The organism is Micromonospora purpureochromogenes, from assembly GCF_900091515.1.
GTDB lineage: Bacteria > Actinomycetota > Actinomycetes > Mycobacteriales > Micromonosporaceae > Micromonospora > Micromonospora purpureochromogenes.
On record NZ_LT607410.1, the window covers coordinates 6,454,573 to 6,479,802 of the forward strand.

The 25,230-nt window shown below is 73.5% G+C and carries 31 protein-coding genes; 13 read left to right on the forward strand and 18 right to left on the reverse strand.

All coding sequences use genetic code 11. From position 1 onward, the window contains the following. Nucleotides 1–4: 4 nt before the first annotated feature. Nucleotides 5–487: a DUF2231 domain-containing protein gene (locus GA0074696_RS29425; protein WP_088964098.1), complete on the reverse strand. Its 483-nt coding sequence runs from the start codon at nucleotides 485–487 to the stop codon at nucleotides 5–7. Nucleotides 488–682: 195 nt separating this feature from the next. Between GA0074696_RS29425 and GA0074696_RS29430 the strand changes: the two genes are divergently transcribed. Then, nucleotides 683–1,111, forward strand: a complete 429-nt coding sequence (locus GA0074696_RS29430) for a Fur family transcriptional regulator (RefSeq protein ID WP_088964099.1) — start codon at nucleotides 683–685, stop codon at nucleotides 1,109–1,111. Nucleotides 1,112–1,209: 98 nt separating this feature from the next. Then, complete coding sequence (locus tag GA0074696_RS29435; RefSeq protein WP_088964100.1) at nucleotides 1,210–2,067, forward strand: oxygenase MpaB family protein; 858 nt, start codon at nucleotides 1,210–1,212, stop codon at nucleotides 2,065–2,067. Between the two features lie 182 nt (nucleotides 2,068–2,249). Here GA0074696_RS29435 and GA0074696_RS29440 read toward each other — a convergent pair whose 3' ends face one another. The 11 genes from GA0074696_RS29440 to GA0074696_RS29485 form a co-directional block, all read right to left on the reverse strand. Beyond that, nucleotides 2,250–3,113: a RecB family exonuclease gene (locus GA0074696_RS29440; protein ID WP_407940628.1), complete on the reverse strand. Its 864-nt coding sequence runs from the start codon at nucleotides 3,111–3,113 to the stop codon at nucleotides 2,250–2,252. A 149-nt stretch (nucleotides 3,114–3,262) separates the two neighbouring features. Continuing rightward, nucleotides 3,263–3,877: a MarC family protein gene (locus GA0074696_RS29445; RefSeq protein WP_088964102.1), complete on the reverse strand. Its 615-nt coding sequence runs from the start codon at nucleotides 3,875–3,877 to the stop codon at nucleotides 3,263–3,265. Between the two features lie 40 nt (nucleotides 3,878–3,917). Next, complete coding sequence (locus GA0074696_RS29450) at nucleotides 3,918–4,781, reverse strand: PHP domain-containing protein (RefSeq protein WP_088964885.1); 864 nt, start codon at nucleotides 4,779–4,781, stop codon at nucleotides 3,918–3,920. 26 nt (nucleotides 4,782–4,807) lie between these two features. Continuing rightward, nucleotides 4,808–6,010 carry a hypothetical protein gene (locus GA0074696_RS29455; RefSeq protein ID WP_088964886.1) on the reverse strand — a complete coding sequence of 401 codons (1,203 nt, stop codon included), beginning with the start codon at nucleotides 6,008–6,010 and terminating at the stop codon, nucleotides 4,808–4,810. A gap of 50 nt (nucleotides 6,011–6,060) precedes the next feature. Next, nucleotides 6,061–6,834 carry a SigE family RNA polymerase sigma factor gene (locus tag GA0074696_RS29460; protein ID WP_088964103.1) on the reverse strand — a complete coding sequence of 258 codons (774 nt, stop codon included), beginning with the start codon at nucleotides 6,832–6,834 and terminating at the stop codon, nucleotides 6,061–6,063. Nucleotides 6,835–6,937: 103 nt separating this feature from the next. Next, complete coding sequence (locus GA0074696_RS29465; RefSeq protein ID WP_088964104.1) at nucleotides 6,938–7,819, reverse strand: PH domain-containing protein; 882 nt, start codon at nucleotides 7,817–7,819, stop codon at nucleotides 6,938–6,940. 6 nt (nucleotides 7,820–7,825) lie between these two features. After that, entirely contained in the window at nucleotides 7,826–7,984 is a 159-nt protein-coding gene (locus tag GA0074696_RS31290; protein WP_170285364.1) for a hypothetical protein, read from the reverse strand. Between the two features lie 117 nt (nucleotides 7,985–8,101). Then, nucleotides 8,102–8,803, reverse strand: coding sequence for a DUF6758 family protein (locus GA0074696_RS29470; protein WP_331716524.1), 702 nt, complete (start codon nucleotides 8,801–8,803; stop codon nucleotides 8,102–8,104). 74 nt (nucleotides 8,804–8,877) lie between these two features. Beyond that, entirely contained in the window at nucleotides 8,878–9,501 is a 624-nt protein-coding gene (locus GA0074696_RS29475) for a TrmH family RNA methyltransferase (RefSeq protein WP_088964887.1), read from the reverse strand. 49 nt (nucleotides 9,502–9,550) lie between these two features. Beyond that, complete coding sequence (locus GA0074696_RS29480) at nucleotides 9,551–10,039, reverse strand: hypothetical protein (RefSeq protein WP_088964888.1); 489 nt, start codon at nucleotides 10,037–10,039, stop codon at nucleotides 9,551–9,553. A gap of 92 nt (nucleotides 10,040–10,131) precedes the next feature. Beyond that, entirely contained in the window at nucleotides 10,132–10,647 is a 516-nt protein-coding gene (locus GA0074696_RS29485) for a MaoC family dehydratase (protein ID WP_088964106.1), read from the reverse strand. A 555-nt stretch (nucleotides 10,648–11,202) separates the two neighbouring features. Here GA0074696_RS29485 and trxA point away from each other — a divergent pair. The 3 genes from trxA (at nucleotide 11,203) to GA0074696_RS29500 (ending at nucleotide 13,096) form a co-directional block, all read left to right on the forward strand. Beyond that, nucleotides 11,203–11,565 (forward strand): thioredoxin, encoded by a 363-nt coding sequence (gene trxA / locus GA0074696_RS29490; RefSeq protein WP_088964107.1) that lies wholly within the window; start codon nucleotides 11,203–11,205, stop codon nucleotides 11,563–11,565. A 131-nt stretch (nucleotides 11,566–11,696) separates the two neighbouring features. Beyond that, nucleotides 11,697–12,137 carry a hypothetical protein gene (locus tag GA0074696_RS29495; RefSeq protein WP_088964108.1) on the forward strand — a complete coding sequence of 147 codons (441 nt, stop codon included), beginning with the start codon at nucleotides 11,697–11,699 and terminating at the stop codon, nucleotides 12,135–12,137. Then, nucleotides 12,134–13,096 (forward strand): HTTM domain-containing protein, encoded by a 963-nt coding sequence (locus GA0074696_RS29500; RefSeq protein WP_157746139.1) that lies wholly within the window; start codon nucleotides 12,134–12,136, stop codon nucleotides 13,094–13,096. The genes GA0074696_RS29495 and GA0074696_RS29500 overlap by 4 nt, the downstream gene beginning before the upstream one ends. A gap of 12 nt (nucleotides 13,097–13,108) precedes the next feature. Here GA0074696_RS29500 and GA0074696_RS29505 read toward each other — a convergent pair whose 3' ends face one another. Beyond that, nucleotides 13,109–13,528: a thiol-disulfide oxidoreductase DCC family protein gene (locus GA0074696_RS29505; protein ID WP_088964109.1), complete on the reverse strand. Its 420-nt coding sequence runs from the start codon at nucleotides 13,526–13,528 to the stop codon at nucleotides 13,109–13,111. Between the two features lie 91 nt (nucleotides 13,529–13,619). Here GA0074696_RS29505 and GA0074696_RS29510 point away from each other — a divergent pair, with 91 nt between their 5' ends. Further along, complete coding sequence (locus GA0074696_RS29510) at nucleotides 13,620–14,666, forward strand: Rv2578c family radical SAM protein (RefSeq protein ID WP_088964110.1); 1,047 nt, start codon at nucleotides 13,620–13,622, stop codon at nucleotides 14,664–14,666. Between the two features lie 38 nt (nucleotides 14,667–14,704). Further along, a complete protein-coding gene (locus tag GA0074696_RS29515) occupies nucleotides 14,705–15,112 on the forward strand; it encodes a CoA-binding protein (RefSeq protein ID WP_088964111.1) in 408 nt (135 codons plus the stop codon). A 10-nt stretch (nucleotides 15,113–15,122) separates the two neighbouring features. Here the strand turns inward: GA0074696_RS29515 and GA0074696_RS29520 are convergent, their stop codons facing one another. Beyond that, complete coding sequence (locus GA0074696_RS29520) at nucleotides 15,123–15,737, reverse strand: TetR/AcrR family transcriptional regulator (protein WP_088964112.1); 615 nt, start codon at nucleotides 15,735–15,737, stop codon at nucleotides 15,123–15,125. Nucleotides 15,738–15,832: 95 nt separating this feature from the next. Here GA0074696_RS29520 and GA0074696_RS29525 point away from each other — a divergent pair, with 95 nt between their 5' ends. Together GA0074696_RS29525 and GA0074696_RS29530 are read left to right on the forward strand one after the other, a co-directional pair. Then, nucleotides 15,833–16,495, forward strand: coding sequence for a hypothetical protein (locus tag GA0074696_RS29525; protein ID WP_088964113.1), 663 nt, complete (start codon nucleotides 15,833–15,835; stop codon nucleotides 16,493–16,495). Nucleotides 16,496–16,544: 49 nt separating this feature from the next. Further along, nucleotides 16,545–17,303 carry a hypothetical protein gene (locus GA0074696_RS29530; RefSeq protein ID WP_088964114.1) on the forward strand — a complete coding sequence of 253 codons (759 nt, stop codon included), beginning with the start codon at nucleotides 16,545–16,547 and terminating at the stop codon, nucleotides 17,301–17,303. 12 nt (nucleotides 17,304–17,315) lie between these two features. Here GA0074696_RS29530 and GA0074696_RS29535 read toward each other — a convergent pair whose 3' ends face one another. Continuing rightward, the gene (locus tag GA0074696_RS29535; RefSeq protein WP_088964115.1) at nucleotides 17,316–18,512 is read right to left on the reverse strand and encodes an acyl-CoA dehydrogenase family protein; all 1,197 of its coding nucleotides are present in this window, start codon (nucleotides 18,510–18,512) and stop codon (nucleotides 17,316–17,318) included. Between the two features lie 180 nt (nucleotides 18,513–18,692). Between GA0074696_RS29535 and GA0074696_RS29540 the strand changes: the two genes are divergently transcribed. Beyond that, nucleotides 18,693–19,247, forward strand: a complete 555-nt coding sequence (locus tag GA0074696_RS29540) for a DUF4190 domain-containing protein (protein WP_172894505.1) — start codon at nucleotides 18,693–18,695, stop codon at nucleotides 19,245–19,247. A gap of 14 nt (nucleotides 19,248–19,261) precedes the next feature. Here GA0074696_RS29540 and GA0074696_RS29545 read toward each other — a convergent pair whose 3' ends face one another. Further along, nucleotides 19,262–20,167 (reverse strand): SDR family NAD(P)-dependent oxidoreductase, encoded by a 906-nt coding sequence (locus tag GA0074696_RS29545; RefSeq protein ID WP_088964116.1) that lies wholly within the window; start codon nucleotides 20,165–20,167, stop codon nucleotides 19,262–19,264. Nucleotides 20,168–20,278: 111 nt separating this feature from the next. On the opposite strand from GA0074696_RS29545, the gene GA0074696_RS29550 reads away from it, so the two are divergent. Continuing rightward, a complete protein-coding gene (locus GA0074696_RS29550; RefSeq protein WP_088964117.1) occupies nucleotides 20,279–20,755 on the forward strand; it encodes a DUF4190 domain-containing protein in 477 nt (158 codons plus the stop codon). A gap of 40 nt (nucleotides 20,756–20,795) precedes the next feature. Here the strand turns inward: GA0074696_RS29550 and GA0074696_RS29555 are convergent, their stop codons facing one another. Continuing rightward, nucleotides 20,796–21,752, reverse strand: a complete 957-nt coding sequence (locus GA0074696_RS29555) for an HpcH/HpaI aldolase/citrate lyase family protein (protein ID WP_088964118.1) — start codon at nucleotides 21,750–21,752, stop codon at nucleotides 20,796–20,798. A gap of 130 nt (nucleotides 21,753–21,882) precedes the next feature. On the opposite strand from GA0074696_RS29555, the gene GA0074696_RS29560 reads away from it, so the two are divergent. Together GA0074696_RS29560 and GA0074696_RS29565 are read left to right on the forward strand one after the other, a co-directional pair. Continuing rightward, nucleotides 21,883–22,707: an SDR family NAD(P)-dependent oxidoreductase gene (locus GA0074696_RS29560; RefSeq protein ID WP_088964119.1), complete on the forward strand. Its 825-nt coding sequence runs from the start codon at nucleotides 21,883–21,885 to the stop codon at nucleotides 22,705–22,707. Then, nucleotides 22,704–22,997 carry a hypothetical protein gene (locus tag GA0074696_RS29565; RefSeq protein ID WP_088964120.1) on the forward strand — a complete coding sequence of 98 codons (294 nt, stop codon included), beginning with the start codon at nucleotides 22,704–22,706 and terminating at the stop codon, nucleotides 22,995–22,997. Before GA0074696_RS29560 ends, GA0074696_RS29565 begins: the two co-directional genes overlap by 4 nt. A gap of 24 nt (nucleotides 22,998–23,021) precedes the next feature. On the opposite strand, the gene GA0074696_RS29570 is transcribed toward GA0074696_RS29565, so the two are convergent. Beyond that, entirely contained in the window at nucleotides 23,022–25,172 is a 2,151-nt protein-coding gene (locus GA0074696_RS29570) for an APC family permease (protein WP_088964890.1), read from the reverse strand. Between the last annotated feature and the right edge of the window lie 58 nt (nucleotides 25,173–25,230).

The following is a 25,230-nucleotide window of genomic DNA, read 5'->3' on the forward strand; positions in this document are numbered from 1 at the left end:
CCGGTCAGAGGGTGTTGCCCCAGACCGACTGCGCGCCCGTGTCGCCGGTCAGCACGACGTAGATCAGCGCGAACACCCCCAGCACCACGATGACGCCGGTGAGCAGCCAGCTCACCCAGGAGGGCAGGCGCGGGGTACGCACCCGGTCGCTGGTCAGCGCCAGCAGCACCAGGGCCGCCACGGCGAGTCCCACGGTGAGCCAGAACGTCGTCTCGCCGTACTCGGAATGCTCCTCGATCTTGGCGAGCAGCTGGGGCGGGTAGTTCTTGCCCTCCAGGAACTCCTCGAACGCCTCGCCGGACTCGGTGGCCACCCAGGTGATCACCGGTGTCACCACGGAGAGGATCGCCACCGCCCAGGCGAGCCGGGGACGCCAGCGGGGCACCAGCCCGTACGCGGAGGCGAGCAGTGCCAGCAGCGGAACGAACACCACCGCCGCGTGGATCACCAGGATGTGGCCCGGCAGACCGTTGATCTCCTTGAACACCGACACCTCCGACGATGGATGCGGTTGGCCGCGAAAGCGTACGACGGTCCATCCGTCGCAGCACGCCCCCGATCGGACACACGCGGTGTCGGCCGATGCGGTTCACCGGCTTCGATACCGTTGTTGAGCTGTGGCCGCGGCCACGTGCCGCAGGGTTCGCTTGTCGACCCGGCGACCCCGTGCTGTCATTGCCTCATGTCCAGTGGTGAGGAGTCGCTCCGGTCGAGGGGCCTGCGGGTCACCCGGCCGCGCCTCGCCGTCCTGGACGTGCTGGCCGCCGGCGGCCACCTGGAGGTCGACGAGATCACCCGTCGGGTACGGGAACGCCTCGACTCGGTCTCCACCCAGGCGGTGTACGACGTCCTCGGCGCGCTCTCCCGCGCCGGCCTGTCCCGCCGGATCGAGCCGGCCGGCAGCCCCGCCCGCTACGAGGCCCGGGTCGGCGACAACCACCACCACGTGGTGTGCCGGGGCTGCGGCGAGATCGCCGACATCGACTGCGCCGTCGGTGACGCCCCCTGCCTCGACGCGAGCACCGCCCACGGCTTCGAGGTCGACGAGGCGGAAGTGACCTTCTGGGGGCTCTGCCCCACCTGCCAGGCCCGCCGCTCCGCCGACGCCTGACCGGGGCCCCGGCACCCCCGCTCGCCAAGGTCGCCGCCGGCGGACGGTGGTGACCCGACGAGCCGTCGCACCCGGGCGTCCCGTGGCACTCTTGGGCGGTGGACTCCGACGACATCGGCCTCTTCGGTCCGGGATCGGTCACCTGGAAGGTGCACGACGAGCCGGTCCTGATCGTCGCCGGCCTGCGCTCTCTCTACCTCCAGGCGCTGCATCCGCGGGCGATGGCCGGCGTGGCGCAGAACAGCAACTACCGCACCGACGCGTGGGGCCGGTTGGTCCGCACCGCCACGTACGTCGGCACCGTCATCTACGGCACCACCGCCGAGGCGGAGGCGGCCAGCCGGCGGCTGCGCGGCCTGCACGCCCGGATGCGCGCGACCGACCCGTCGACCGGCGAGGAGTTCCGGATCGACGACCCGGCGCTGCTGCGCTGGGTGCACGTCACCGAGGTCGAGTCGTTCGTCAGCACCGCTCGCCGGGCCGGGCTGTCGCTGACCGACGCCGAGGTGGACGGCTACTACGCCGAGCAGCGGCGCGCCGCCGCGCTGGTCGGGCTCGATCCGGCCGAGGTGCCCGGCAGCGCCGCCGAGGTCGCCGAGTACTACCGGACGGTACGGCCCGAGCTGCGGATGACCAGGGAGGCGGCCGAGACCGCCCTGTTCCTGACCGCGCCGCCGATCCCGTGGAAGCTGAGCCTGCCGGCGCGGCTGGGCCTGAGCCTCGGGCCGCCCCGCTGGGCGTACCTGGGGATCGCCGGCACCGCGCTCGGCCTGCTGCCGCCCTGGGCGCTGCGGCTGTACGGCGGCCTGGGGCTCCCCACCACCGCGCTCTCGGCCGACCTGGGCGTCCGCGCGCTGCGCCTCGCCCTGGCCGCGCTGCCCCGCGACTGGCGCGAGGGCCCGATGCAGCAGGCGGCCAAGGAACGGGCCGCCCGGCTCGCCGCGACAGCGGCCTGATCCCCCGACGGTGCCGGTTCGGTCGGTCACCCCGGAGGGTGCGGCCCTACCCTGGCATCTTCCCGCCCGCCGCCCGGAGCGGTCGGCTCGGCATCCACCAGCCATGGCCGGTGTGACAAAGGGCGCTGACCGGCGGCCATCGCTCAGCGGCACCGTGCCGCTGGTGGCCAGGCCCTCCCGCCTCAGCCCTCGCCGCCCGCAACCGCAGAGGAGTCGGTGCCGGCTGCGGCCGGGCGGTCCATCGCCGCCCACGGCTCGCGGGCGGGCACCTGCGCCCCCACCGGGCAGCTGCGGCGGTAGTCGCACCAGCCGCAGCGCGGCCCGGCCACCGGCGGGAACGCCTCGTCGGGATCGGCCCCGTCGGCGACCGCCCGCTCGGCGGCCATGATGTCGCGCGCGGTGTCCTCGGCCCGGGTGAGCTGCCGGGCCAGCGAGTCGGTGGTGTGGTCGTGCGCGGCGACCGTCCCGGTGGGCAGGTGGTGCAGCTCCACCCGGCGGCACGGCCGGCGGAACGTCCGCTCGGCGGCGTACGCGTACAGCGCCAGCGCCTGCGAACCCCGCGCGTCGTCGGCGTCCAGCCCGGTGCGGCCGGTCTTGTAGTCGACGATGACCAGCTCGGGACCGTCCGGCCCGGGCCGGGAGTCGATCCGGTCGGCGCGGCCGTTGAAGGCCAGCACCGCCGTGCGGACCGCGACCACCCGCTCCACGCCGAGCGGGTCGGCGCCCGGCTCCAGCGTCTCGACGTACGCCTCCAGCCAGCCGAGCGCCCGCCGGTAGGCCTGCCGCTCCTGCTCGTCGTCGCGGTAGCCCTCGCGCACCCAGGTGCCCTTGAGCAGCCCGGCCAGCGCCTCCGGCCGGCGTCGCTCCGGGGTGAGCGCGTACCAGTTCTTCAGGGCGGTGTGCACGCTGGCGCCGAGCGAGTTGTGCGCCCACGGCGGCCCCTTGGGCGGGGCGGGCCGGTCGACGTAGGAGTAGCGGTAGCGGCGGGGGCAGTCCTCGTACGCGCCGAGCTTGCTGGGGGTGCAGACGAAGAGCCGCTCCGGCATGCCCTCGAAGCCCAGCTGCTCGGCCTGCTCGGCTCGGGGTCGGGGGGTGCCCGCGGATCGTCCGGCGGAGGAGGCTCGTCGCACGGGTCCGATCCTGCCACCCGGGTGCGACACCGCCCCGCCCGCATCGCCGGCGGGGCCCGGCCGGGTCAGGCCATGTTCACGTACTGGGTGACGAACGCGGCGACCGCGTCGGCGATGAGCTGCACGGCGATGGCGGCCAGCAGCAGCCCGGCGATCCGGGTCAGCACCTCGATGCCGCCCGGGCGCAGGATCTTGACGATGCCGCCGGAGAAGCGCAGCACGACCCAGACGGTGATCATCACGGCGACGATCGCGGCGGCGATCGCGGAGTGGTCGCCGAGCCCGTCGGCCTGCTGCACGAAGAGCATGGTGGCCACGATGGCACCCGGACCGGCCAGCAGCGGGGTGCCCAGCGGCACCAGCGCGATGTTGGAGGTGACCTGCTGGCTGGGGTCGTCGGCCTTACCGGTCAGCAGCTCCAGCGCGACCAGCACCAGCAGCAGGCCGCCGGCCGCCTGCAACGCCGGCAGGTCCACGTGCAGGTAGTCGAGGAGCGTCTGACCGGCCACCGCGAAGATCACGATCACGCCGAGCGCCAACGCGACCGCCTGCCAGGCGGCCCGGTTACGGTCTCGCGCGGCCAGCGGCCCGGTCAGGGCGAGGAAGATGGGCATCATGCCCGGCGGGTCGACGATTACCAGCAGGGTCACGAAGACCTCACCGAAGAGCTTGAGATCCACCGGCTAACCGTAGTCGGGCCGCTGTGGACGGCAACGGGGATCAGCCGGAAGCGACCCCGGTCACTCCGGAGGCCGCCGCGACGATCCGCTCGTACGCCTCGGGGGCGGTGGTGTGCGCGCCCAGCCGGACGGTCTTGTGCGTGCCGTGGAAGTCCGACGAGCCGGTCACCAGCAGGCCCAGCTCGGCGGCGAGCGCGCGCACGTGCGCGACCTCGGCCGGGGAATGGTCCTCGTGGTCGGCCTCCAGTCCGGCCAGCCCGGCCGCGGCCAGCTCGACGATCAGCTCGTCCGGCACGATCCGGCCCCGCCGGGTCGCCCGCGGGTGCGCGAAGACCGGTGCGCCCCCGGCGGCCCGGATCAGCTCGACCGCCCGGAACACGTCCACGTCCTCCTTCGGCAGCCGGTAGCGCTCGCCCAGCCAGTCCACCCCGAACGCCTCGGTCGTGGTGGCGACCAGGCCGGCCCGGATGAGCGCCGCGGCGATGTGCGGCCGGCCGACCGTTCCGCCGCCGGCCGCGGCCATGATCTCCGGCCAGCTGATGTCGACCCCGTCGGCGCGCAGCAGCTCGACGATCCGCTCGCCGCGCACCTCGCGGGCGAGCCGCACCCGGGCCAGCTCGGCGACGAGCTCCGGGTGGTCCGGGTCGAAGAGGTACGCGAGCAGGTGCAGCGGGACGGCCGGCTCCACCCCGTGCCACCGGCAGGAGATCTCCGCGCCGCGGATCAGGGTCAGGCCGGGCGGCAGCGCCCGCACGGCGGCGTCCCAGCCGGCGGTGGTGTCGTGGTCGGTGATGGCGACGACGTCCAGCCCGGCGTCGGCGGCGGCGCGGACCAGCTCGGCCGGGCTCAGCGTGCCGTCGCTGGCGGTGGAGTGGGTGTGCAGGTCGATCGCCGGACGCGAGATCACGCTCCGACGCTACCGCCCGGCCGTCAGGAGGCGCCGGCCACCACGACCGGGCGCTCGCCTGGGGTGACCCCGCTCAGCATCGTCGTGGAGGCCCTGCCCCCGGCCAGGACCTTGTCGGGGTCGATCCGCGCCAGCGCCCCGCCCCGGTCGACGTACGCGGCCATCGTGGCGCCGTTCCACGCCACCTCGCCGCTGATCGTCGGGCCGGCGGCCCGGGCGGCGTGGCCGGGTTCCGGGCCGGTGAGGTCGACCAGGAGCGCGCCGTCGGTCCCGCCGGTACGGCCGTTGACCAGCAGCCACCGACCGTCGGGGGAGACAGCGCCGAGGCCGTCCCCGGCCAGCGGAGCCGCGCAGCCGGTGGCGGTGGGCGCGAGATCGGCCGGGTCGAGCACCGCCAGGCAGGACCGGCCCGGGTTCCCGTCGGCGGGCACCCGGCCGATGGGCCGACCGTCGGGCAGCGCGCCGTAGACGTCGAGGACCCGGCGGTCGCCGTCGGGCAGCGGACCCGCGGCGGGCCGCCACAGCAGGTGGCCGCCGGTGCGGGAGCGCACCAGGACGCGGTCGCCGACGAAGCGGACCGGCGTGGCGCCGTGCGCGGCGGTCGTACCGGCGGTGGCGAGGAGCCGGTTGGCGACCAGGCCGGCCGCGAAGAGCCCGTCGCCGTCCCGCCAGGCCACCTGCCGGCCGTCCGGGCTCAGCACGACCGCCTCGGCGCCGGCCAGCAGCACCTGCGGGGCGTCGCCGGACGGCACGACCCAGAGGGTGCGTCCGGCCGGCGTGGGTGCCCCCACCACCAGCCAGCCGCCGTGCTCGGGCAGCCGCTGGGCCCGTTCGACCGGGCCGATGCCCAGGTCGTACCGCTTTCCCTCGGCGGTGACCAGCGCACCGCCGACGATGAGTTCGACCTCTCCCTCGGCGCGCGGGGCCGGTGGATCGGGGGCGACCGGCCAGGCGGGCGCGGTGGCGCCACCGCGCGGGTCGCCGAGCACCACGGTGGGTGTGGTGGAACGGCCGGGGTGGCCCTCGAGCTGCGCCATCCCGGCGGTCACCGCCGCCGTGGCGACCGCGGCCAGCGACAGCCCGGTCAGCGTCCGCCGGTGACGGACCCGCCGGGCCCGGCCGATGGCCAGCCCCGCCGGATCGGCGGCCAACGGCGGAGGCACGGCGACCCGGCGGGAGAAGGTCTCCCGCAGCGCCCGCTCCAGGTCGTCCTGCGTCACAGCCATTGGACGCTCCGGGCCGCCGGTCTGGTTGTCCCGCGCGGCCGGGGTCCGCTTCACCGGGTCTCCGCCGGGACGGCCGCCCGGGGGCGGACGGCACCGGGCACGGGCAGTTCGGGCCGCCCATCCGCTCCGGCGGGCACGTCCCGGCCGGCACCGCGGGCCTCGGCCGGGCGGGGCGACGGGGTGGTCGCGCCGCTCCCGGCCGTCCGCCCCGGCCGCCCGGTCCGCGGGGCACGCCGTGGGCCGGCCGGTTCCGGGGGTACGACCGCAGCCGCCCCGGACGACGCGGGCCGCCCCACGGTCGGGGTCGCCGTCTCCGGCAGTTCCCGTGCCGCCTCCTCGCCGAGTCGACGGCGCAGGGTGGCCAGCGCGCGGGAGGTCTGGCTCTTCACCGTGCCGGGCGAGATCTCCAGCAGCGCGGCGGTCTGCGCCTCCGACATGTCCTCGTAGAAGCGCAGGACCAGCACGGCCCGCTGCCGGGCGGGCAGCGCGGTCAGGTGCCGCCAGAGCACGTCCCGGTCGAGCTGCTGCTCGATCTCGTCGACCCCGGCCCGCTCGGGCAGCACCTCGGTGGGGCGTTCACCGTGCCAGCGCCGCCGCCACCAACTGGTCGAGGTGTTGACCATGACCCGCCGGGCGTACGGCTCGATCGCCTCGATCCCGCCGAGCCGCTTGCAGGCCAGGTACGTCTTGGTCAGTGCGGTCTGGAGCAGGTCCTCGGCGGTGGCCCAGTCCCCCGCCAGCAGGTACGCGGTGCGCAGCAGGGCGCTGGAGCGCGCCGCGACGAAGTCGCGGAACTCCTCCTCGAGCAGATCCCGCTCGGCCACGCGTCACCTCCGCACCCCGCCCCTGCAGGCAGGGTGCCATGGCCGAGGCGGCGGGGTCGACGGCGAAAGGTTCGCAGTTCCTCCGATGAACGGACGAAAAGCTTCAGGCGCCGTCGTCGGCCTTGGCCTCGTCGGCCTCCTTGCCCAGCCGCGCCTCGACCGCCTGCGGCTCGTACATCTCCTCGACCACACGCAGGTAGAGCTCGTTCGGGTTCGGCAGGTTCTTGATCTCCCGCAGCGCCTGCTCCTGGCCCGCGGACTCCAGCACGAAGGTGCCGTAGTTGAGCGCGCGGCCGGTCGGGCTCTGCTCGTACTTCATGTCGGTGACCCGGACCAGCGGCATCATGGCGACCCGGCGGGTGATGATGCCGTTGACGACCATGACCCGTTTGTTGGTGAGGATGAAGCGGTCGTACCACCAGTCGGCGACCCGCCAGGCGACCCAGCCCATCACCGCGAACCAGAGCAGCACCGCGACGGTGGTGAGGGCGCCGACGTCCTGCCCGGCGAGGAAGCCGGAGAGGTAGCCGAGGATGAAGGTCGCGGCGATGCCGACGACGATCGGAGTGGCGAGGTGGATCCAGTGCCGCTTCCACTCGCCCCGGTAGCGCTCGGTGGGGAAGAGGTAGCGGGCGACCAGCGAGCTGGGCTCGTCCTCCAGGGGCAGCACCCGCCGGGGACCCATCGGCATGCCGGAGGCGTCCACCCGCAGCCCGGCCAGCTCCTCCTCGGAGATGGTGGCCTGCTGGTAGCCGGCCTCCGGATCGCGCGCCCAGGTCCGCCCGGAGCGGCCCTCACCGGCGTATCCGGGCCCGTCGCCGTAGCCGATGTCGTCCGAAAGGGACGGACCGTCGGAGAGGCCCGGGCCGGAGCCGTAACCCGGACCGTCGTCGGGACGGAACCGCGGGATCGGCTCGGTGTCCCGCTCCCGGCGCTCCCGGTCGGGGTCGTCGGGATCGAAGGGGGGTCCGGAGGGGCTGCCCATGGGCGGTCAGGCGACGAGGCTGGTGAAGAAGTCGCCGAAGCCCTGGGCGATGTCCATGATGCCGCCGCCGAGCGACTTGAAGACGTCCGCGGCGGAGTTCGGCCGGTAGGCGACGAAGAAGATCAAGAATGCGACGCCGGCCCAGGTGAGGACCTTCTTGACCATAGCGGGCCATCCTCTCGCGCGGGGCCGGGTCCGTTTACCGCAGCGGCACCCAGAGTATCAGTATGGTGTCGTACAGTGAATATCTGCGTCCGCTCCCTGACAAGTCCGTCAGGGCGGTCATGCCCTGCCGTGCAGGTTGGGTGACGGAGCGCCGTACACGAGCTCGGGCGGTGTCCACTCGGAAAGGTCGTGCAGGACGACGTCTTCCGCGAGGAGGTGACCCGCGCTCGCCGGCCAGGCTATCGCATGTAGCCACATTCCCCGAGCCTCGCCCGCGTACGCGCTTCGATCCGCCGCCGAATGGACCAGCCACAGTGGAGTGGGGTGGCCACCGACCTTGATCCGGGCCGGCTCGACGTGCTCCGGGTGGCCCGGCCCCGGGCCGGGGCCGGTGAGCGCCGCCGCGAGTTCGGGCCCCGGATCCGGCCCGGACACCCCGGCGAAGCGGGCGCCCAGCCCGACGCCCGGCTCCTCGGCCACCAGCAGCAGTTCGGCCGGCCCCCCGCCCAGCGGCGCCGGCCCGGCGCAGCCCACCGCCGTGGCCCGTACGCCGGAGGCGTCGTCCCCGGCCCAGCCGACCCCGGTGACCGTCCAACCCTGCGGCAGCGGCCACGGACACCACAGCGGCACCCGGGGTCGCTCGGCCTTCTCGTCGGCGACGACGCGGTCGACCACGCTCGCCATGATCTCGGCTCCGATGTGCTCGGGTACGTGCAGCGGCGCGACCGGGCCGCACCGCGCGCACCGCGACTCGGGGTGCATCAGGTCGGGGAGCCGGACCTGGCCGGCGCACCTCGGACAACTCACCACGACACTCACATCCCCACCGTGGCCCCCGGCCAGCGGCCCGTCAAGCGGAGCGGCCGTTTCCCTTCGGCGAGCCCCGGGCGACCTCAGCCGGGCGGCGGGCCGGCGTGCGCCCGGATCCAGGCGTGCATGGCGATGCCGCTGGCCACGCCGGCGTTGATCGACCGGGTCGAGCCGTACTGGGCGATGGAGAAGAGCTGGTCACAGGCGTCGCGGGCCGGGTCGGACAGGCCCGGTCCCTCCTGGCCGAAGAGGAGCACGCAACGGCGGGGCAGGGTGGTGGTCTCCAGCGGCCGGGAGCCGGGCAGGTTGTCGATGCCCACCACCGGCAGGTCCCGCCCGGCGGCCCAGTCGACGAACTCCTCGATCGTCGGGTGGTGCCGGACGTGCTGGTAGCGGTCGGTCACCATGGCGCCGCGCCGGTTCCACCGGCGCAGCCCGACGATGTGCACCTCGGCGGCGAGGAAGGCGTTGGCGTTGCGGACCACCGTGCCGATGTTGAAGTCGTGCTGCCAGTTCTCGATCGCCACGTGGAAGTCGTGCCGGCGCTCGTCCAGGTCGGCGACGACGGCCTCGCGCCGCCAGTACCGGTAGCGGTCGACCACGTTGCGCCGGTCGCCGGCGGCGAGCAGCTCGGGGTCGTAGCGCGGGTCGTCCGGCGGGTCGCCGGGCCACGGTCCGACACCGACGTCGAGCTGGTCCTCGGTCACGGTCACAAGAGGGTACGGCCGGCCGGGGCACCCCCCGACGCCACCCCGGTCACCGCAGCCCCAGAGCACCACCGAGCCGGTCCAGCAACCGTCGGTCGGCGGGACCGGGCGGATCGCCGGCCCGGCAGACCCGGGCGGCCACCGACTCCACCCACTGCCGGTACGCGGCCGAGTCGGCCGGGTCGGCCCGCCGGTCGAGTACGCGTACCGCGGCCCGGCAGGCGGCGAGGAGGTCGACCAGGTCGGTGAGCCGGTCGGTCTGGGCCGGCGCGCCGTCGTGCCGGGCGTAGATCGCCGCGACGACGGCGCGTACCAGGTCGCTGTCGGAGGCCCGGCCGGCGGCCACGGCGTCGAGCCCGGCGAGCCCGGCGGCGACGCCGCGGGGCGGGCGGCCGGGCGTGGGGGAGGCGGCGGCCACGAGTACCCGGCCGGGCAGGGTGGTGAGCAGGTCCCACTCGGCGGCGGAGTAGACGGCGGTGGTCAGCGGTGCGGCACGACGTCCGGCAGAGGGCGGCTCTCCGGCGAGGGAGTGGCTCATCAGGACCTCCGGCGCCAGCATATGCCCCGGATCGCGAAAAGGGCCCCTTCCCGACCAGAACACGGTGGGAAGGGGCCCCGTCGGGGCTGCGGTCAGCGCGGCTCGGGGAAGCTCGGCCGCTCCGGGTCGACGCCGTCCGGCACCGCCGCGGCGGCGTACTCCTTCTTGGGGACCATGACCTTGCGCCGGAAGACGCAGACCAGGGTGCCGTCCTGGTTGTAGCCGCGGGTCTCCACCGCGACGACGCCGCGGTCCGGCTTCGACCCGGACTCGCGCTTGTCCAGCACGGTGGTCTCGCCGTAGATGGTGTCGCCGTGGAAGGTCGGCGCGACGTGCCGCAGCGACTCGACCTCGAGGTTGGCGATCGCCTTGCCGCTGACGTCCGCCACGGACATGCCGAGGAGCAGCGAGTAGATGTAGTTGCCGACCACCACGTTGCGCTTGAACTGGCTCGCCGACTCGGCGTAGTGCGCGTCCATGTGCAGCGGGTGGTGGTTCATGGTGAGCAGGCAGAAGAGGTGGTCGTCGTACTCGGTCACGGTCTTGCCGGGCCAGTGCCGGTAGACCGCGCCGACCTCGAACTCCTCGAAGTAGCGGCCGAACTGCATCCTTGTCCCCTTCGACGGGCGGCGATGGAGTTCGGCACAGCATGCCTTACCGGTGGTTAAGGCGATGACGGGGGCGGAGGCCGAGTGGAAATGTCACACCGGGCACATCCGGGGGGAGACGCAATGAGCGGCGGGGCCCTCCCCGGCACCCGCCGCCCACGCTCTGATGGAAGAGATTCTGCCGTACGCGGTGGACACATCGACAGAGACGGACGTCACATTTACCCTTTTGTGACATCACTGTGAGTAACGGACTACGCTGTGCCACGCGATCTCTAGCTGCACAATCACCCCAAGTCAAGGCTGAAGTTACCGATTCGTACCAGCGGGTGACATGGATCTCCCTGGAAACGCTCCCATCACGGGAGGTGACGCAAGTGCGCAGTGCATTTGCGTTCCGCAGCGCCGGACCGACAGATGCGGTTCGATGGTTTGCCCGACCTCCGACCGGCCCGCCCCGGGCCGCGCCGGTTTCGGCCCGCCCGGGCCGGGAATTCAACGAGGGCTGCCCTGGTTCTACGGGACGAAAAAGCAATCCGCTGATCGGAGAGTGCAATGGCAACGGTTGAGCTGACCACGGCCAACTTCGACGAGGTGACCGGGAGCGACGGCATCGTGCTGGTCGACTTCTGGGCCGAGTGGTGCGGCCCGTGCAAGCGGTTCGCCCCGGTCTACGAGCGCTCCTCGGAGAAGCACCCGGACATCGTCTTCGGCAAGGTCGACACCGAGGCGCAGCAGGAACTCGGCGCGAAGTTCGACATCCGCTCCATCCCGACGATCATGGCGATCCGGGACGGCGTGATCGTCTTCGCCCAGCCCGGTGCGCTGCCCGAGTCGGCGCTGGAGAACCTGATCGAGCAGGTCCAGGCCCTCGACATGGAAGACGTGCGCAAGCAGCTGGCCGACCACAAGCACTGAGCACCACCCACGACGGCCGGGCTCCCTACCAGGGGGTCCGGCCGTCGCCGTACCCGCCGACACGCAGGCCCGGCGGCGGACCGCGCAGGGGACACCGGCGTGACGTCCTGATCCCGTATCGTCACGACCCGATGGAGACGTTGACCCCCCGCGGCCGCGCGGTCCGGCTGGGCGCGACCGCGCTCGGCCTGGTCCTGCTGCTCGCCGGCACCCTCTGGGGCGTCGACGACGACTTCCCGTTCGGGCCGTTCCGGATGTACTCCACGTCGGAGCCGCCGAACGCGCCCGCCCCCGACACCCGGGTGGAGGGCGTCGACCGCACCGGCGCGGTGATCGCGCTGGGCCAGGACGCCACCGGCATCCGTCGCGCCGAGATCGAGGGCCAGCGGGAGCGCTACGCCGCCGACCCGACGCTGCTGCGGCAGGTCGCCGACGCGTACGCCGAACGCCACCCCGGCGCGCCGGAACTGGTCGAGGTCCGCATCGTGATCCGCTGGTACGGCATCCACCAGGGCCGGCCGACCGGACGGTGGACCGACGAGACCACGGTGCGCTGGCAGGAGGCACGGTGACCCGCTGGCTGACCGAGGCGGTCCCCCGCGGCCGGGTCGCCGCCTTCCGCACCGTGGTCTACCTCTTCGTCGCCGCCGACCTGGTCGTCTTCACCCCGTGGGTACGCACCCGGGTCGACGTTCCGGGCGAGCTCTACCAGCCGTTGCTGATCGGCCGGCTGCTCCCGCTGCCCACCCCGACCCCCACCGTGGTCGCGGCCATCTTCTGGACGCTGCTGCCACTGGCCCTGCTCGCCGCGACCGGCCGCGCGCCACGACTGCTCGGCTGGTCGGTCTTCGCGCTCTACTTCGAGTGGATGATCATCGCGATGAGCTACGGGAAGGTCGACCACGACCGGATCGGGCTCCTCGTCGCGCTGGCCGCCCTGCCCACCGCCGGCCGCGCCCGGCACGGCGACCCGACGCGTACCGAGGCCGGCGGGTGGGCGCTGCGGGTCACCCAGATCGCCGTGATCTGCACGTACTTCCTCGCGGCCTGGGCCAAGCTGCGCTTCGGCGGGCTGGACTGGGCGACCGGCTCGGTGCTCGCGCGGGCCATCATCCGGCGCGGCACGGACCTCGCCGACCTGATCGCGCAGGTGCCGTACCTGCTGATCGTCGCCCAGTTCGGCATCCTCGCCTTCGAGCTTCTCAGCCCCGTGGTGTTCCTGCTGCCCGAGCGCTGGCGGCAGACCACGGTGGGCTTCTTCTACTCGTTCCACCTGGTGACCATCGCGACGATCACCATCTCGTTCGCGCCGCACCTGGCGGCGATGACGAGCTTCCTGCCGCTGGAGCGGGTAAGGCCGGTGATGTGGGCGCGCCGGCTGATCACCGGTCGCCGTGACGGCACCGCGCCGACCGGCCCGGCACCGGACTCGCCGGCACCGCAGGACCAGGGGCCGGCACCGGACGACGTACCCGCTGGGGCGCCGCCGGTGGCCGGCCCGGCACCGGCGGTCGGGCCGGCGACGCCGTAGCCCGGCGGCGGGTCAGGCGCCGGTGGTGGGGCGGCCGCTCGGGCCGTACAGGCGCTCCCGCGCCTCCTGCGGCAGGGCGCAGGCGGCGGTGCCGCCGGGAAGCCGGTGCCGGTTGCGGGCCACCCAGCGGTACGCGGGCCAGGCGGCGAGGCGGACCGGCGGGACGCGCAGCCCCGCGCCGGCCACCCGCCAGAGCGGACCGCTGTCGCCGAGCAGCCGGGCGATGGCGTCCGGTCCGGCGGCGCGGGAGCCGTCGGCGCCGACCCACTGCACCGCCTCCTCGCACTCGGCCTCGGTCAGCCCGAGGGCGTCGAGGTCGGCGAACTGCCACGGCACCACCCGGGCGCCGGTCGGGATGCGCCGCTCGATGAACTCGGCGCACCGGGTGCAGAACGCGCAGTCCCCGTCGTAGACGAAGGTCGACCTCTCCATGGCACCATCCTCCACCCGCCGCTCGGCGGGCGGGAGCCGGTGTCCGGCGGGTCACTTGCGCTGTCCTCGTACACATGTTCGAATAGGTGTCATGCGCTGGGAGAACCTCTCCGCTCCCCCGGACGAGGGGCATCCCGACGGGTCAGCGCCAGCGACTCCACCCCTGCCGCTGGCGCTGCCCGGCGCGATCGCCCGCACCTTCAACACCCCCGACTTCGCCGGGATGACGTTCTACGAGGTGCAGGCCAAATCGATCATCAACAAGGTGCCGGGCGCGTCCCGGGTGCCGTTCGAGTGGACGATCAACCCGTACCGGGGATGCAGTCATGCATGTAAATATTGCTTTGCGCGCAACACCCACACCTACCTCGACCTCGACGCGGGTGCGGACTTCGATCGCAAGGTGATCGTCAAGGTCAACGCCGGCGAGCTGGTCCGGCGGGAGCTGGCGGCCCCGCGTTGGCGCGGCGCGCACATCGCGATGGGCACCAACGTGGACTGCTACCAGCGGGCCGAGGGGCGGTACCGGTTGATGCCGCCGATCATCGAGGCGCTGCGCGACTTCGCCAACCCGTTCTCCATCCTGACCAAGGGCACGCTGATCCTGCGGGACCTGCCGCTGCTGCGCCAGGCCGCCGAGGTGACCCGCGTCGGCGTCTCGTACTCGGTGGGGTTCGTCGACGAGGCGCTGTGGCGGGCGGTCGAGCCGGGCACCCCGAGCCCGCGCCGGCGACTCGACGCCGTACGCGCGCTCACCGAAGCGGGCTTCGAGGTGGGCGTGCTGATGGCGCCGATCCTGCCCGGGCTCAGCGACAGCGACGAGTCGATCGACGCGACGGTGGCGGCGGTGGCGGCCGCCGGGGCGGCCAGCGTGACGCCGATGGCCCTGCACCTGCGCCCCGGCGCCCGCGAGTGGTACGCACACTGGCTGGCCCGGGAGTTCCCGCACCTGGTGCCGCGCTACCGCGAGCTCTACCGGGCGGGCGCGTACGCGCCGCAGGCGTACCAGCGGGAGTTGACCGCACGGGTGCGGATCGCGGCCCGCCGGCACGGGCTGCACCGGGGCGAGCGGGGCGACAATCGGCGGCCGCCGACCCCCGAGGCGCCGCCCGCCGCCGAGCAACTGTCGCTGCTGTAGCCGGCGGGCCACCGCACCGGTGGGGCTAGAGTCGGCGGGTGCGTACCGCTCAGCAGATCCTCGCCGACTCGGCCGTGATCGCCGTCGTGGGCGCGTCCCGCGACCCCCGCAAGGCCGCGCACAGCGTGCCGTTGCAGATGCAGCGGTACGGCTGGCGGATCATCCCGGTCAACCCGACGGTCGACGAACTCTTCGGCGAGCGGGCGTACGCGTCGCTGGCCGACATCCCGCACCCGGTCGATCTGGTGGACGTGTTCCGGCCGGCGGCGGACGCCGTGCAGGTGGTCCGGGACGCCGCGGCGATCGGCGCGCCGGCGGTGTGGCTGCAACTGGGCATCGTCTCGGCGCAGGCGCGGCGGATCGCCGAGGAGGCGGGCATGGACTACGTCGAGGACCGCTGCCTGATCGTGGAGCGCGCCGCCGCCGGGCTGACCCGGCTGGGCTGAGCGGCCGGGTTCAGTCGGCCGGCCCGTCCGGCCCGAAGATCAGATCGAGCTGGGCGTCGAGCGCGGCGAGCGCGGTCTCCGGCGGGAAGTGCCCGCCGAGCAGGTAGACGCCGAGCCCTTCCATGAGCGCCAGCAGGCCCACCGCCGCATCGTCCGGCTCGACCTCGGGGCGGGCCGCGCCGGCCGCCTGGGCGGCTCGGATCTGGCCGGCGATGAAGGCCAGCAGGCCGGCGGTGTCCTGGTGCAGGCCGGCGGCGACGGCGGGGCGTACGGCGGTGTAGGCGAGGAAGGCCAGGGCGACCCGGCCGTCGGCCCGCCGGGGGGCGTCGAGGGGCAGCACCTCGCCGAGCATGGTCCGCAGGAGGGTACGCGGGGACGGGGTCGCGCCCAGCGCGGTGACGGCCGCCGTCACCCGGGCCTCGTTGTGCTCGCGGACGACTGACAGCGCGAAGCCCATCATCTCGTCCTTGGTGTGGAAGTAGTGCTGCACCATTCCGGCGGAGACGCCGGCCTCGGCCGCCACGTGCCGCAGGCTGACGGCTTCCAGCCCGTGCTCCGCGGCCACCCGCATCAGGGCGTCGGCGATCTGCGTGCGGCGTTCCCGGTGGTCCACCCGCTTCGGCATGCGTCCATGGTTTCACAATGCGACCGAATTGACACACGCGGAAGCCGCCGTTTACAGTGCAACTGCAACGTAAAAACGGTGGAGGGTGGGCGATCATGCGGGAGCACGGCTGGCGGTTCGTACTGGTGCTGCTGCGCCGCGCGATCACGTACGAGATCGGCATGTGGCGCAGCCTCTACCGCTGGCTGATGCGGCGGCCTCTCACGGTCGCGCCCGGCGCGGAGACGTACAGCTACCTGAGTGTCGTGAAGCCGATCCTGGGCGTGTTCATCGGCCTCTCCGCGATCGAGATCCCGATCTTCGACCTGATCATCAGCCGGACCGTGCCGTGGCCGTGGGTACGGCAGCTCGCGCTCGGGCTCGGGATCTGGGGTCTGCTCTGGATGATCGGGCTCTTCGCCAGCCTGCGGGTCCACCCGCACGTCCTCGACCGCGACGGGCTGCGCATCCGCAACGGCATCTCGCTCGACGTCACGGTGCCCTGGACGGCCGTCGCCACCGTCGCGAAGAGCTACCGTTCGCTGCCGTCCAGCCGCGCCGTCCAGGTCGAGCAGGGCGACGCCGGGCCGATCCTGCACCTCTCCACCGGCAGCCAGACCAGCGTCGACGTCGTGCTCCGCGAGCCGCTCTCCCTCGCGCTGCCGAAGGGCCCGAGCGAACCGGTCATCGAGGTCCGCCTCTACGCCGACGACCCGGACGCGCTGGTCGCCTCGGCCCGCCGCCACCTCGGGGTCGGCGTCCCCGGCGCCGAGCGCTAGCCGAGCCCGACAGCCCGGACTGCTGGCGGCCGAGCCGTACCCTGCGCCCATGCCCCTGCTGCGGACGCTGCGCCTGCGCCTGCCCCCGGCCCGGGACGGGCTCTGGTCGCGTCGGCTGCTCTCCCTGGCGGTCGCCGCGGTGATCGCGGTGGCGGTGGCCGCGCCACTGCTGGCGCTGTCCCGGTCCACCACCTTCGACGGCTTCGCCTGCGTCGCCTGGCTGATGTTCGGCCTGCACCAACTGGGACGGCGCTGGTGGCCGCGGCGGAACGGCCGGCTGGCCTGGACCGCCCGGGTGGCCGGCCGGGACGCGGTCGAGCCCGGACTGGTGGCCCGCCGGTCGCTGGCCGGCTGGACGGATCTCCTGGCGGACCTGATCCTGGTGACCGGGACGGCAGTGGTGATCACCTCGTGGTTCCCGACCGACCGGGAGTGGGGCCGGATCGTCCGGACGCTGCTGGTCCTCGCCGCGGCGGCGGCGGTGGGACGGATCGCCTACCTGGAGGCGCGGTTCACCGGCCGGTTGGCGCTGACCGCCGGCGGGATCCGCTACGGCAGCCGGTCCTACGACTGGTCCAACATCGACCGGGTCAGCCTGCACAAGCGGGACGGCCGGCTGAACGGGGTACGGCTGCGACCGGTCAGGTGGCCGTCGCTGGAACCGGCGCCGGTGGTCGGTGGTCGGGACACCGCGGTGCCCGAGCAGCGGCTGGCCGCCGCGATCGAGGAGTACCGGTCGCGGCCGTACGTGCTGGCGGGCGGGCCGGTCACCGCCCCGGAGCCGGCTGCCGAGCCGGCCGGACGGTGACCGGCGCACCGGTCAGAGCTTGTACTCCTTGAGCAGGCCCCGGGAGATGATGGTCTTCTGGATCTCCGAGGTGCCCTCGCCGATGAGCAGGAAGGGCGCCTCCCGCATCAGCCGCTCGATCTCGTACTCCTTGGAGTAGCCGTAGCCGCCGTGGATGCGGAACGCCTCCTGGACGACCTCGGCGCAGTACTCCGAGGCGAGCAGCTTGGCCATCCCGGCCTCGACGTCGTTGCGCTGGCCGGCGTCCTTGAGCCGGGCGGCGTTGACCATGAGCGCGTGCGCGGCCTCGATCTTGGTGCCCATCTCGGCGAGCTTGAAGGCGATGGCCTGGTGCTTGGCGAGCGGCTGGCCGAAGGTGCGGCGCTGCTGGGCGTACTGGACGGCCAGCTCGAAGGCGCGGATGGAGATGCCGCAGGCCCGGGCGGCCACGTTGACCCGGCCGACCTCGATGCCGTCCATCATCTGGTAGAAGCCGCGGCCGACCTTGTCAGCGCCGCCGAGGACGGCGGACGCGGGGACGGTGACGCCGTCGAGCACCATCTCGGTGGTCTCGACGCCCTTGTAGCCCATCTTGTCGATCTTGCCGGGGATGGTCAGGCCGGGTGCGGTCTCGCCGAAACCGGGCTCCTTCTCCAGCAGGAAGGTGCTCATGTTGCCGTAGACCGACTCCGCGCCGGTGTCGGTCTTGACCAGGGTGGCCACCACCGACGAGTACGCCCCGTTGGTCAGCCACATCTTCTGGCCGTTGAGGACGTAGTTGTCGCCGTCGCGGACGGCCTTCGACTTGATCGCCGAGACGTCGGAGCCGGTCTCCGGCTCGGACATCGAGAACGCGCCGCGCACCTCGCCGGTGGCCATCTTCGGCAGCAGCCGGGCCTTCTGCTCGGCGGAGCCGTGCTGGGAGATCAGGTACGCCACGATGAAGTGGGTGTTGACGATGCCGGAGATCGACATCCAGCCCCGCGACAGCTGCTCGACCACCAGGGCGTAGGTCAGCAGGGACTCGCCCAGGCCGCCGTACTCCTCGTCGATGGTGAGACCGAACAGGCCCATCTCCCGCATCCCGTCCAGGATGTCGGTCGGGTACTCGTCGGCGTGCTCCAGCCGCTGCGCGTGCGGGATGATCTCCTTGTCGGCGAACTCCCGGACGGTTTCCAGGATCGACCGCTGCACGTCGGTCAGGCCGGGCGTCTGGGCGAGTCTGGCCATCTCAGCCTCCGGGGGATCGGCGCATTACTCATGGGTAACTGAACGCTGGGTCAGTATCGGCCCCGGGACCGTCGAGGCCAAGGTGACCAGTCCACACAACCGCTGTGAAAAGGTTCACCGCTGCGGGTAGCGTCCGCAAGAGAGAGGCGCTGTGACCTGCGGCGGAGGAGGCGAACGGACGTGAGTCATCCACCACCCGGCGAGCCGGAGCAGCCGCCGTCGCCGTACGAGCAGCCGGGCCAGCCCTCCGGACTGCCCCAGTGGGGCCAGCAACCCGAGCAGCAGCAGTGGGGCCAGCAACCGGACCAGCCCCAGTGGGGGCAGCAGCCTGAGCAGCAGCAGTGGGGCCAACAGCCCGAGCGGCAGCAGTGGGGTCAGCAGCCGGACCAGCCGCAGTGGGGGCAGCCGCAGGAGCACCAGCAGTGGGCACAGCAGCCGGCGTACCCGCCGCAGGGCCCGTACGGCCAGTACGGCCCGCCACCGGGAGGCGGCGGCGGACCGAACACCATGGCGATCCTGTCGCTGGTCTTCGCCTTCGTCTTCGCCCCGGCCGGGATCGTCCTCGGCCACCTGGCGAAGCGGCAGATCCGGCGGACCGGCGAGGACGGTGACCAGCTCGCCACCTGGGGACTGATCCTCAGCTACGTCTTCACCGCGATCGGCCTGCTCGTATGCTGCGGCTGGATCGGCCTGGCCATCTGGGCCAACTCCGACGGCGGCGGCACCTACAACTGACCGGGCGGCGGGGGTCAGCGGAACTGCGCCTCGCGGACGCTGTTGCCGCCGTCCACCACCAGCATCTGCCCGGTGATGTACGAGGCGGCCGGCGAGCAGAGGAAGGCGATGGCGGCGGCCACCTCGTCGGGGTGGCCGGGGCGCCCGACCGGGGTGCCCATCCCCTGCTTGATCTCGGCCACCGTCGAGGCCGCCGTGTAGATGGTGCCCGGGGCCACCGCGTTCACGGTCACCCCGTCGGCGATCATCTCCATCGCCAGGGCCCGGGTCAGCCCGACCACGCCGGCCTTGGCCGCCGCGTACGCCGCCTCGGTGGGCAGCGCGTTCACCGGCCCGGCGGTGGCCGCCAGGTTCACGATCCGCCCCCAGCCCCGCTCGGCCATCCCACCGATGAAGGCGCGGCTGGACAGGAAGGCGGTGGTCAGGTTCCGGTCGATCTCGCCCCGCCACTCGTCGTAGCTGAGCTGGGCCACCGGACGCAGCACCTCCGGGCTGGCCCGGCTGGCCAGGCCCGCGTTGTTGACCAGCACCTCGACGTCGCCGAGCTGCTCGGCCACCGCGTCGGCGAGCGCGCCGACCTCGGACTCGTCGGTGAGGTCGGCGACGAAGCCGGTCACGCCCAGCTCGCCGGCCCGTTCGTGGATCCGCCGGGTGGTGGAGACGATCGCCACCCGGGCGCCCAGGTCGGCCAGCCGGCGGGCGGTCGCGTACCCGATGCCGTCGGGGCTGCCCGCGCCGGTGACCAGGGCGACCCGCCCGTCCAGCCGCATGGTGACCGGCTCGGCCACCGGCACCGGCTCGTCCTGGTCGTGCGGCCCGGCGGTGGCGACGGCGCGGGTACGCCGGGCCAGCCCGGGGCGGCTCACGTCCCGCCTCGGTCGGCTGCCGGAACGGTCCGCACCACGCGCGTCGATAGCCATGCCGAGATCCTGCCCGGTCGGGACGTCCCGGGCAACGCGGCACCACGGGGACCTCGGGTTTGTCCGGTCATGACTACCCTGACGGCGCACCCACACGCGACGGAGAGACCTATGACCTATCCCCCACCGCCCGGCGGCTGGCACGACCCGTCGGCCGATCCGACCCTGCCCGTCAGCGGCCAGCCCATTCCCGCCCAGCCGACCGGCAAGGACCCGTACGCCCCGGCCGACCCGTACGCGGGCGCCGTCCCGGCGCAGGCCGGCCCGGTCGACCCGTACGCGATGGCCGGCTACCCGGGGGCCGCGTACCCGGGGTACGGCCAGCCGGTGGCGAAGACCAACAGCATGGCGATCGCCGCGCTGGTGCTCTCGCTGGTCGGCTTCGCGTCCTGCATCACCGCGCCGGTCGGCGCGATCCTCGGCCACGTCGCCATGAAGCAGATCCGCCAGACCGGTGAGGGCGGCGAGGGCATGGCCAAGGCGGCCATCATCGTCGGCTGGATCCTGACCGGCCTGCTGCTGCTCCTGCTCGCGTTCTACGTCGTGGTCATCGTGCTCGCGGTGATGGACGCCTCCAGCACCTCCTGACCGCCGGGCCGCCCCGGTCACCCGGGGCGGCCCGACCGGTTCACTCGGAGGGCGGGGTGAAGCTGGAGGTGCGGGTCATCCCGGCGGCGCGTCCCTTGGCGGCGATCACCAGGGCCATCTTGCGGGACGCCTCGTCGATCATCTCGTCGCCGAGCATCACGGCGCCGAGCTTGCCGCCGGCCTCCGAGGTGTAGTGCTCGTACGCGTCGAGGATCAGCTCGGCGTGGTCGTAGTCGGCCTGGGCCGGCTGGTAGACCTCGTTGGCGGCGTCGATCTGGCCGGGGTGCAGCACCCACTTGCCGTCGAAGCCCAGCGCCGCGGAGCGCTTGGCCACCTCGCGGAACGCGTCGACGTCGCGGATCTGCAGGAACGGGCCGTCGATGGCCTGCTTGTCGTGCATCCGGGCGGCCATCAGGATCCGCATCAGGATGTAGTGGTAGGGGTCGCCCGGGTAGTCCGGGATCAGCGCGCCGACCACCAGCGACTTCATGTTGATCGAGGCCATGAAGTCGGCCGGGCCGAAGATGATGGTCTCGACCCGGGGCGAGGCGGCGGCGATGGCGTCGACGTTGACCAGGCCGGCGGCGTTCTCGATCTGCGCCTCGATGCCGATCCGGCCGACCTCCAGGCCCAGGGTCTTCTCGATCTGGGTCAGCGTCAGGTCCAGCCACTGCACCTGGGCGGCGTTCTGCACCTTCGGCAGCATGATGCAGTCGAGGTTCGCGCCCGCGCCCTCGACCACCTCGATGACGTCCCGGTAGGTCCACGGGGTGGTCAGGTCGTTGACCCGGACCACCCGGGTCTTGCCGGCCCAGTCGCCCTCGTTGAGCGCCGCGACGATGTTCTTGCGGGCGTCCGGCTTGGCCAGCGGGGCGACCGCGTCCTCCAGGTCGAGGAAGACCTGGTCGGCGGGGAGGCCCTGGGCCTTGCCGAGCATCTTGACGCTGGAACCCGGCACGGCGAGGCAGGACCGGCGGGGGCGACCGACTGCGGCCATAGGATGCACTCCTTCCAGCGTTCGGCGGGCACGCCGACGCCATTTGGATGACGAGAACGAGAACTTAACGATCCCAAAGGGCGTTGTGACGCCACGGTAACCTCGTGCCGTGACCGGGGTGAATGGACCTGTGGAAGATCTCACTGGCCGTCGGACCGTGGTGGTGACCGGGGCCAGCTCCGGCATCGGCCTGGCCGCCGCGACGGCCCTGGCCCGCCGGGGCGACCGGGTCGTGCTGGTCGGCCGGGACCCGGCCCGGCTCCAGGCCGCCGGGGACCGGGTACGCGAGGCCTGCGGCGAGCGCCCCGAGCTGTTCCGCGCCGACTTCGCGGTGCTCGACGACGTACGCGGGCTCGCCGAGCGGCTGCGGGCGGCGTACGACCGGATCGACGTGCTGGCCAACAACGCCGGGGCGATCGTGCTGGAACCGCTCACCACCGTCGACGGCTTCGAGCTCTCCATGCAGGCCAACCACCTGGCGCCGTTCCTGCTGAGCAACCTGCTGGCCGACCGGATCGGCCGGATGGCGGTGACCGCCTCCGGCGCGCACCGCAGCGGGGCGCTCGACCCGGACGACCTGAACGCCACGCTGCACCCGTACCGGCCGATCCGCGCGTACGGCACCAGCAAGCAGGCGAACATCCTGTTCACGGCGGAGGCGGCCCGGCGCTGGCCGGACGTCCGGTCGTACTGCTTCCACCCGGGGGTGGTGCGGACCCGGTTCGGGGCGGACAGCCGGCTGGTCGCCCTCGGCATGCGGCTGCTGCCGTTCCGCAGCCCGGAGCGGGGCGCGGAGACGCTGGTCTGGCTGGCCAACCAGGAGCCGTCCCGGCTGGTCGACGGCGCCTACTACGCCGACCGGAAGCTGCGCCGGCCGCGGCGCAAGGCGGCCGACCAGACGCTCGCCGCCCGGCTCTGGACGGCCAGCGCCACGGCCGTCGGCCTCGACGGGTGAGCGCGCCGGACGAGGGGCTGCTCCTGGTGGCGGTGGTCGACCTGGCACCCGATGCCGTGGACGCCGGCCACCGGTACGAGGACGCCGTGCTCGGGCTGCTCGGGCGGCACGGCGGGCGGCTGGAACGGCGGCTGCACAGCACCGACGAGCGGACCGAGGTGCACCTGATCCGGTTCGCCTCGCGGGCCGGGTTGGCGGGGTTCCTGGCCGACCCGGACCGGCTGGCCCAGCGGGCGGCGATCGGCGACGCGGCACCGACCACCCGGGTGATCGAGGTCCACGACCGCTGACCGCCCACCGGGCGGCCCCGGCGGTCACTCGGTGAGGTGCACCGGGATGCTGGTGACCACCACCCCCGGCAGCGGCCGCAACGCCCGGCGCAGCCGCTGCTCGGTCCGGCTGTGCAGCGGGCGGTGCCAGCTCCGGCGCAGCACCACCTCCGGCACGATCACGGTCAGCACCAGCTCCGGGCCGGTGTCGTGCAGCGCCTCCAGGTAGTGCGCCAGCGGCCCGATCACCGCCCGGTACGGCGACACGATGGTCTCCAGCCGCACGTGGTCCCCCCAGGCCCGCCACTGCTCGCGGAACCGGTCCGCCTCCGCCTCCTCCGGCGCGATGTGCACCGCCAGGGTCGGCTGACCCAGCGACACCGCGTACGCCAGGGCGCGCAGCGATGCCCGGTTGAGCCGGGCCATCGGGACCACCACCAGGTGGCGTACCTGTTGGGGCAGCTCCTCGCCCTCGGCGGGCCCGGCGGCGACGGGCGCGACCGGCGGCGGGTGCAGGGCCAGCGCGGCGTGCAGGTTCCGGTAGTGCCGGTGCACCCGGTGGAAGAGCAGCACCAGCAGCGGTACGGCGATCACCACCAACCAGGCGCCCTCGGTGAACTTGGCGACCGCCGCGGTCACGAGCACCAGCCCGGAGAGCGTGGCGCCGATCGCGTTGACCGCCAGCCGGCCCCGCCAGCCGGCCCCGCGCCGGCGGCGCCAGTGCACCACCATCCCGGCCTGGGAGAGGGTGAAGGCGAGGAACACCCCGACCGCGTAGAGCGGGATCAGCCGCTCGGTGTACCCGCCGAAGGCGACGAAGACCAGCGCGGCGGTCGCGGCGAGGGCGACCAGGCCGTCGCTGAACGCCAGCCGGTCCCCCATGTGCAGGAAGCGGCGCGGCGCGTGACCGGCCCGGGCCATGAAGAACAGCAGCCGGGGGAAGCCGTTGAAGGCGGTGTTCGCCGCCAGCAGCAGGATCAGCGCGGTGGTGGCCTGGATCAGGCCGTACCAGGGGCCGGTCGGGAAGGTGACCCGGGCCAGTTGGGAGAGCAGGGTCTCCCCCGTCGTCGGCGCCAGGCCGGCCAGGTGGATCAGCAGGGTGAGCCCGGCGAAGAGCAGCACCAGCATCGCCACCATCCAGCCCAGCGTGGTGCGGGCGTTCCGCCACTCGGGCGGGCGGAACGCCGGGACTGCGTTGGACACCGCCTCGATGCCGGTCATCGAGACCGCGCCCGAGGCGAAGGCCCGCAGCACCAGCAGCAGGCCGAGCCCCTCGGCCGCCGGCACCGCCGGCGGCGCCACCGGGGTGAAGCCGCGCCCGGCCGCCCGCAGGTAGCCGACCACCAGCAGCGCCAGCAGCGCGACCACGAAGGCGTACGTGGGGAGCACGAAGATGTTGCCGGCGGTCCGGACCCCGCGGAGGTTGGCGGCGAGCAGCACCGCGATCACCAGCACCCCGAGCGGGACGGCGAACGGCCCCAGCCCGGGCAGCGCCGAGGTGACCGCGTGCACCCCGGCGGCCACCGAGACGGCCACGGTCAGCACGTAGTCGAGCATCAGCCCGGCCGCGGCGGTCAGCCCCGCCCCGGTGCCCAGGTTGTCCCCCGCGACGATGTACGACCCCGCACCGTGCGGGTAGGCGTGGATGGTCTGCCGGTAGGAGACGCCGACGGCGATCATGAGCACCACCAGCCCGGCGGCCAGCGGCAGGGAGAGCCCCAACGCCGCGCTGCCGGCCAGCACCAGCACGGCCAGCATCGCCTCCGGCCCGTACGCCACCGAACTGAGCAGGTCGGAGGAGAGCACCGGCAGCGCCACCAGCTTGCGCATCCGCTCGTAGAGCACCGCCGCGCTGGACAGCGGCGGACCGAAAACGACCCGGCGCAGTCGGGTCAGCGCCCGGCCGAACCGGGTGCCGGGCAGGTTCGCCGGTTCGGTGGCGACCAGTTCGTCCGGCTGCTCCCGGCGGAACATGGCGATCGGGGCCAGCCGGCCGAAGCGGGTCGGGGTGGGACGCCCCCCGTGCCGGCCCAGGGTCGGGTCGATCGGCAGCTCGCCGGGGTGGTCGGCGCGCCAGCGGTCACCGATCCGGCGCAGGGTGCCCAGCTCTTCGGGGGCGAGCGGCGGGAACTCGGCCGACGGGGTGACGACGGTGCCGCTGTCGGCCTCGTCCTCGTCGCCCGGTCGCCGCGCCATCGCCATCACCCCCTCCGCACTCTCACGCGCGAGCGGCGGTCGTGGCGGCGGAATCGGC

Bases quoted from the DNA above. Each gene is read 5' to 3' on its own strand.
- GA0074696_RS29430 (WP_088964099.1), top strand. From the start codon at position 683: ATGTCCAGTGGTGAGGAGTCGCTCCGGTCGAGGGGCCTGCGGGTCACC.
- GA0074696_RS29440 (WP_407940628.1), bottom strand. From the start codon at position 3,113: ATGCCGGAGCGGCTCTTCGTCTGCACCCCCAGCAAGCTCGGCGCGTAC.
- GA0074696_RS29455 (WP_088964886.1), bottom strand. From the start codon at position 6,010: ATGGCTGTGACGCAGGACGACCTGGAGCGGGCGCTGCGGGAGACCTTC.
- GA0074696_RS29465 (WP_088964104.1), bottom strand. From the start codon at position 7,819: ATGGGCAGCCCCTCCGGACCCCCCTTCGATCCCGACGACCCCGACCGG.
- GA0074696_RS31290 (WP_170285364.1), bottom strand. From the start codon at position 7,984: ATGGTCAAGAAGGTCCTCACCTGGGCCGGCGTCGCATTCTTGATCTTC.
- GA0074696_RS29480 (WP_088964888.1), bottom strand. From the start codon at position 10,039: ATGAGCCACTCCCTCGCCGGAGAGCCGCCCTCTGCCGGACGTCGTGCC.
- GA0074696_RS29485 (WP_088964106.1), bottom strand. From the start codon at position 10,647: ATGCAGTTCGGCCGCTACTTCGAGGAGTTCGAGGTCGGCGCGGTCTAC.
- trxA (WP_088964107.1), top strand. From the start codon at position 11,203: ATGGCAACGGTTGAGCTGACCACGGCCAACTTCGACGAGGTGACCGGG.
- GA0074696_RS29495 (WP_088964108.1), top strand. From the start codon at position 11,697: ATGGAGACGTTGACCCCCCGCGGCCGCGCGGTCCGGCTGGGCGCGACC.
- GA0074696_RS29505 (WP_088964109.1), bottom strand. From the start codon at position 13,528: ATGGAGAGGTCGACCTTCGTCTACGACGGGGACTGCGCGTTCTGCACC.
- GA0074696_RS29510 (WP_088964110.1), top strand. From the start codon at position 13,620: ATGCGCTGGGAGAACCTCTCCGCTCCCCCGGACGAGGGGCATCCCGAC.
- GA0074696_RS29520 (WP_088964112.1), bottom strand. From the start codon at position 15,737: ATGCCGAAGCGGGTGGACCACCGGGAACGCCGCACGCAGATCGCCGAC.
- GA0074696_RS29525 (WP_088964113.1), top strand. From the start codon at position 15,833: ATGCGGGAGCACGGCTGGCGGTTCGTACTGGTGCTGCTGCGCCGCGCG.
- GA0074696_RS29530 (WP_088964114.1), top strand. From the start codon at position 16,545: ATGCCCCTGCTGCGGACGCTGCGCCTGCGCCTGCCCCCGGCCCGGGAC.
- GA0074696_RS29535 (WP_088964115.1), bottom strand. From the start codon at position 18,512: ATGGCCAGACTCGCCCAGACGCCCGGCCTGACCGACGTGCAGCGGTCG.
- GA0074696_RS29545 (WP_088964116.1), bottom strand. From the start codon at position 20,167: ATGGCTATCGACGCGCGTGGTGCGGACCGTTCCGGCAGCCGACCGAGG.
- GA0074696_RS29550 (WP_088964117.1), top strand. From the start codon at position 20,279: ATGACCTATCCCCCACCGCCCGGCGGCTGGCACGACCCGTCGGCCGAT.
- GA0074696_RS29555 (WP_088964118.1), bottom strand. From the start codon at position 21,752: ATGGCCGCAGTCGGTCGCCCCCGCCGGTCCTGCCTCGCCGTGCCGGGT.
- GA0074696_RS29570 (WP_088964890.1), bottom strand. From the start codon at position 25,172: ATGGCGCGGCGACCGGGCGACGAGGACGAGGCCGACAGCGGCACCGTC.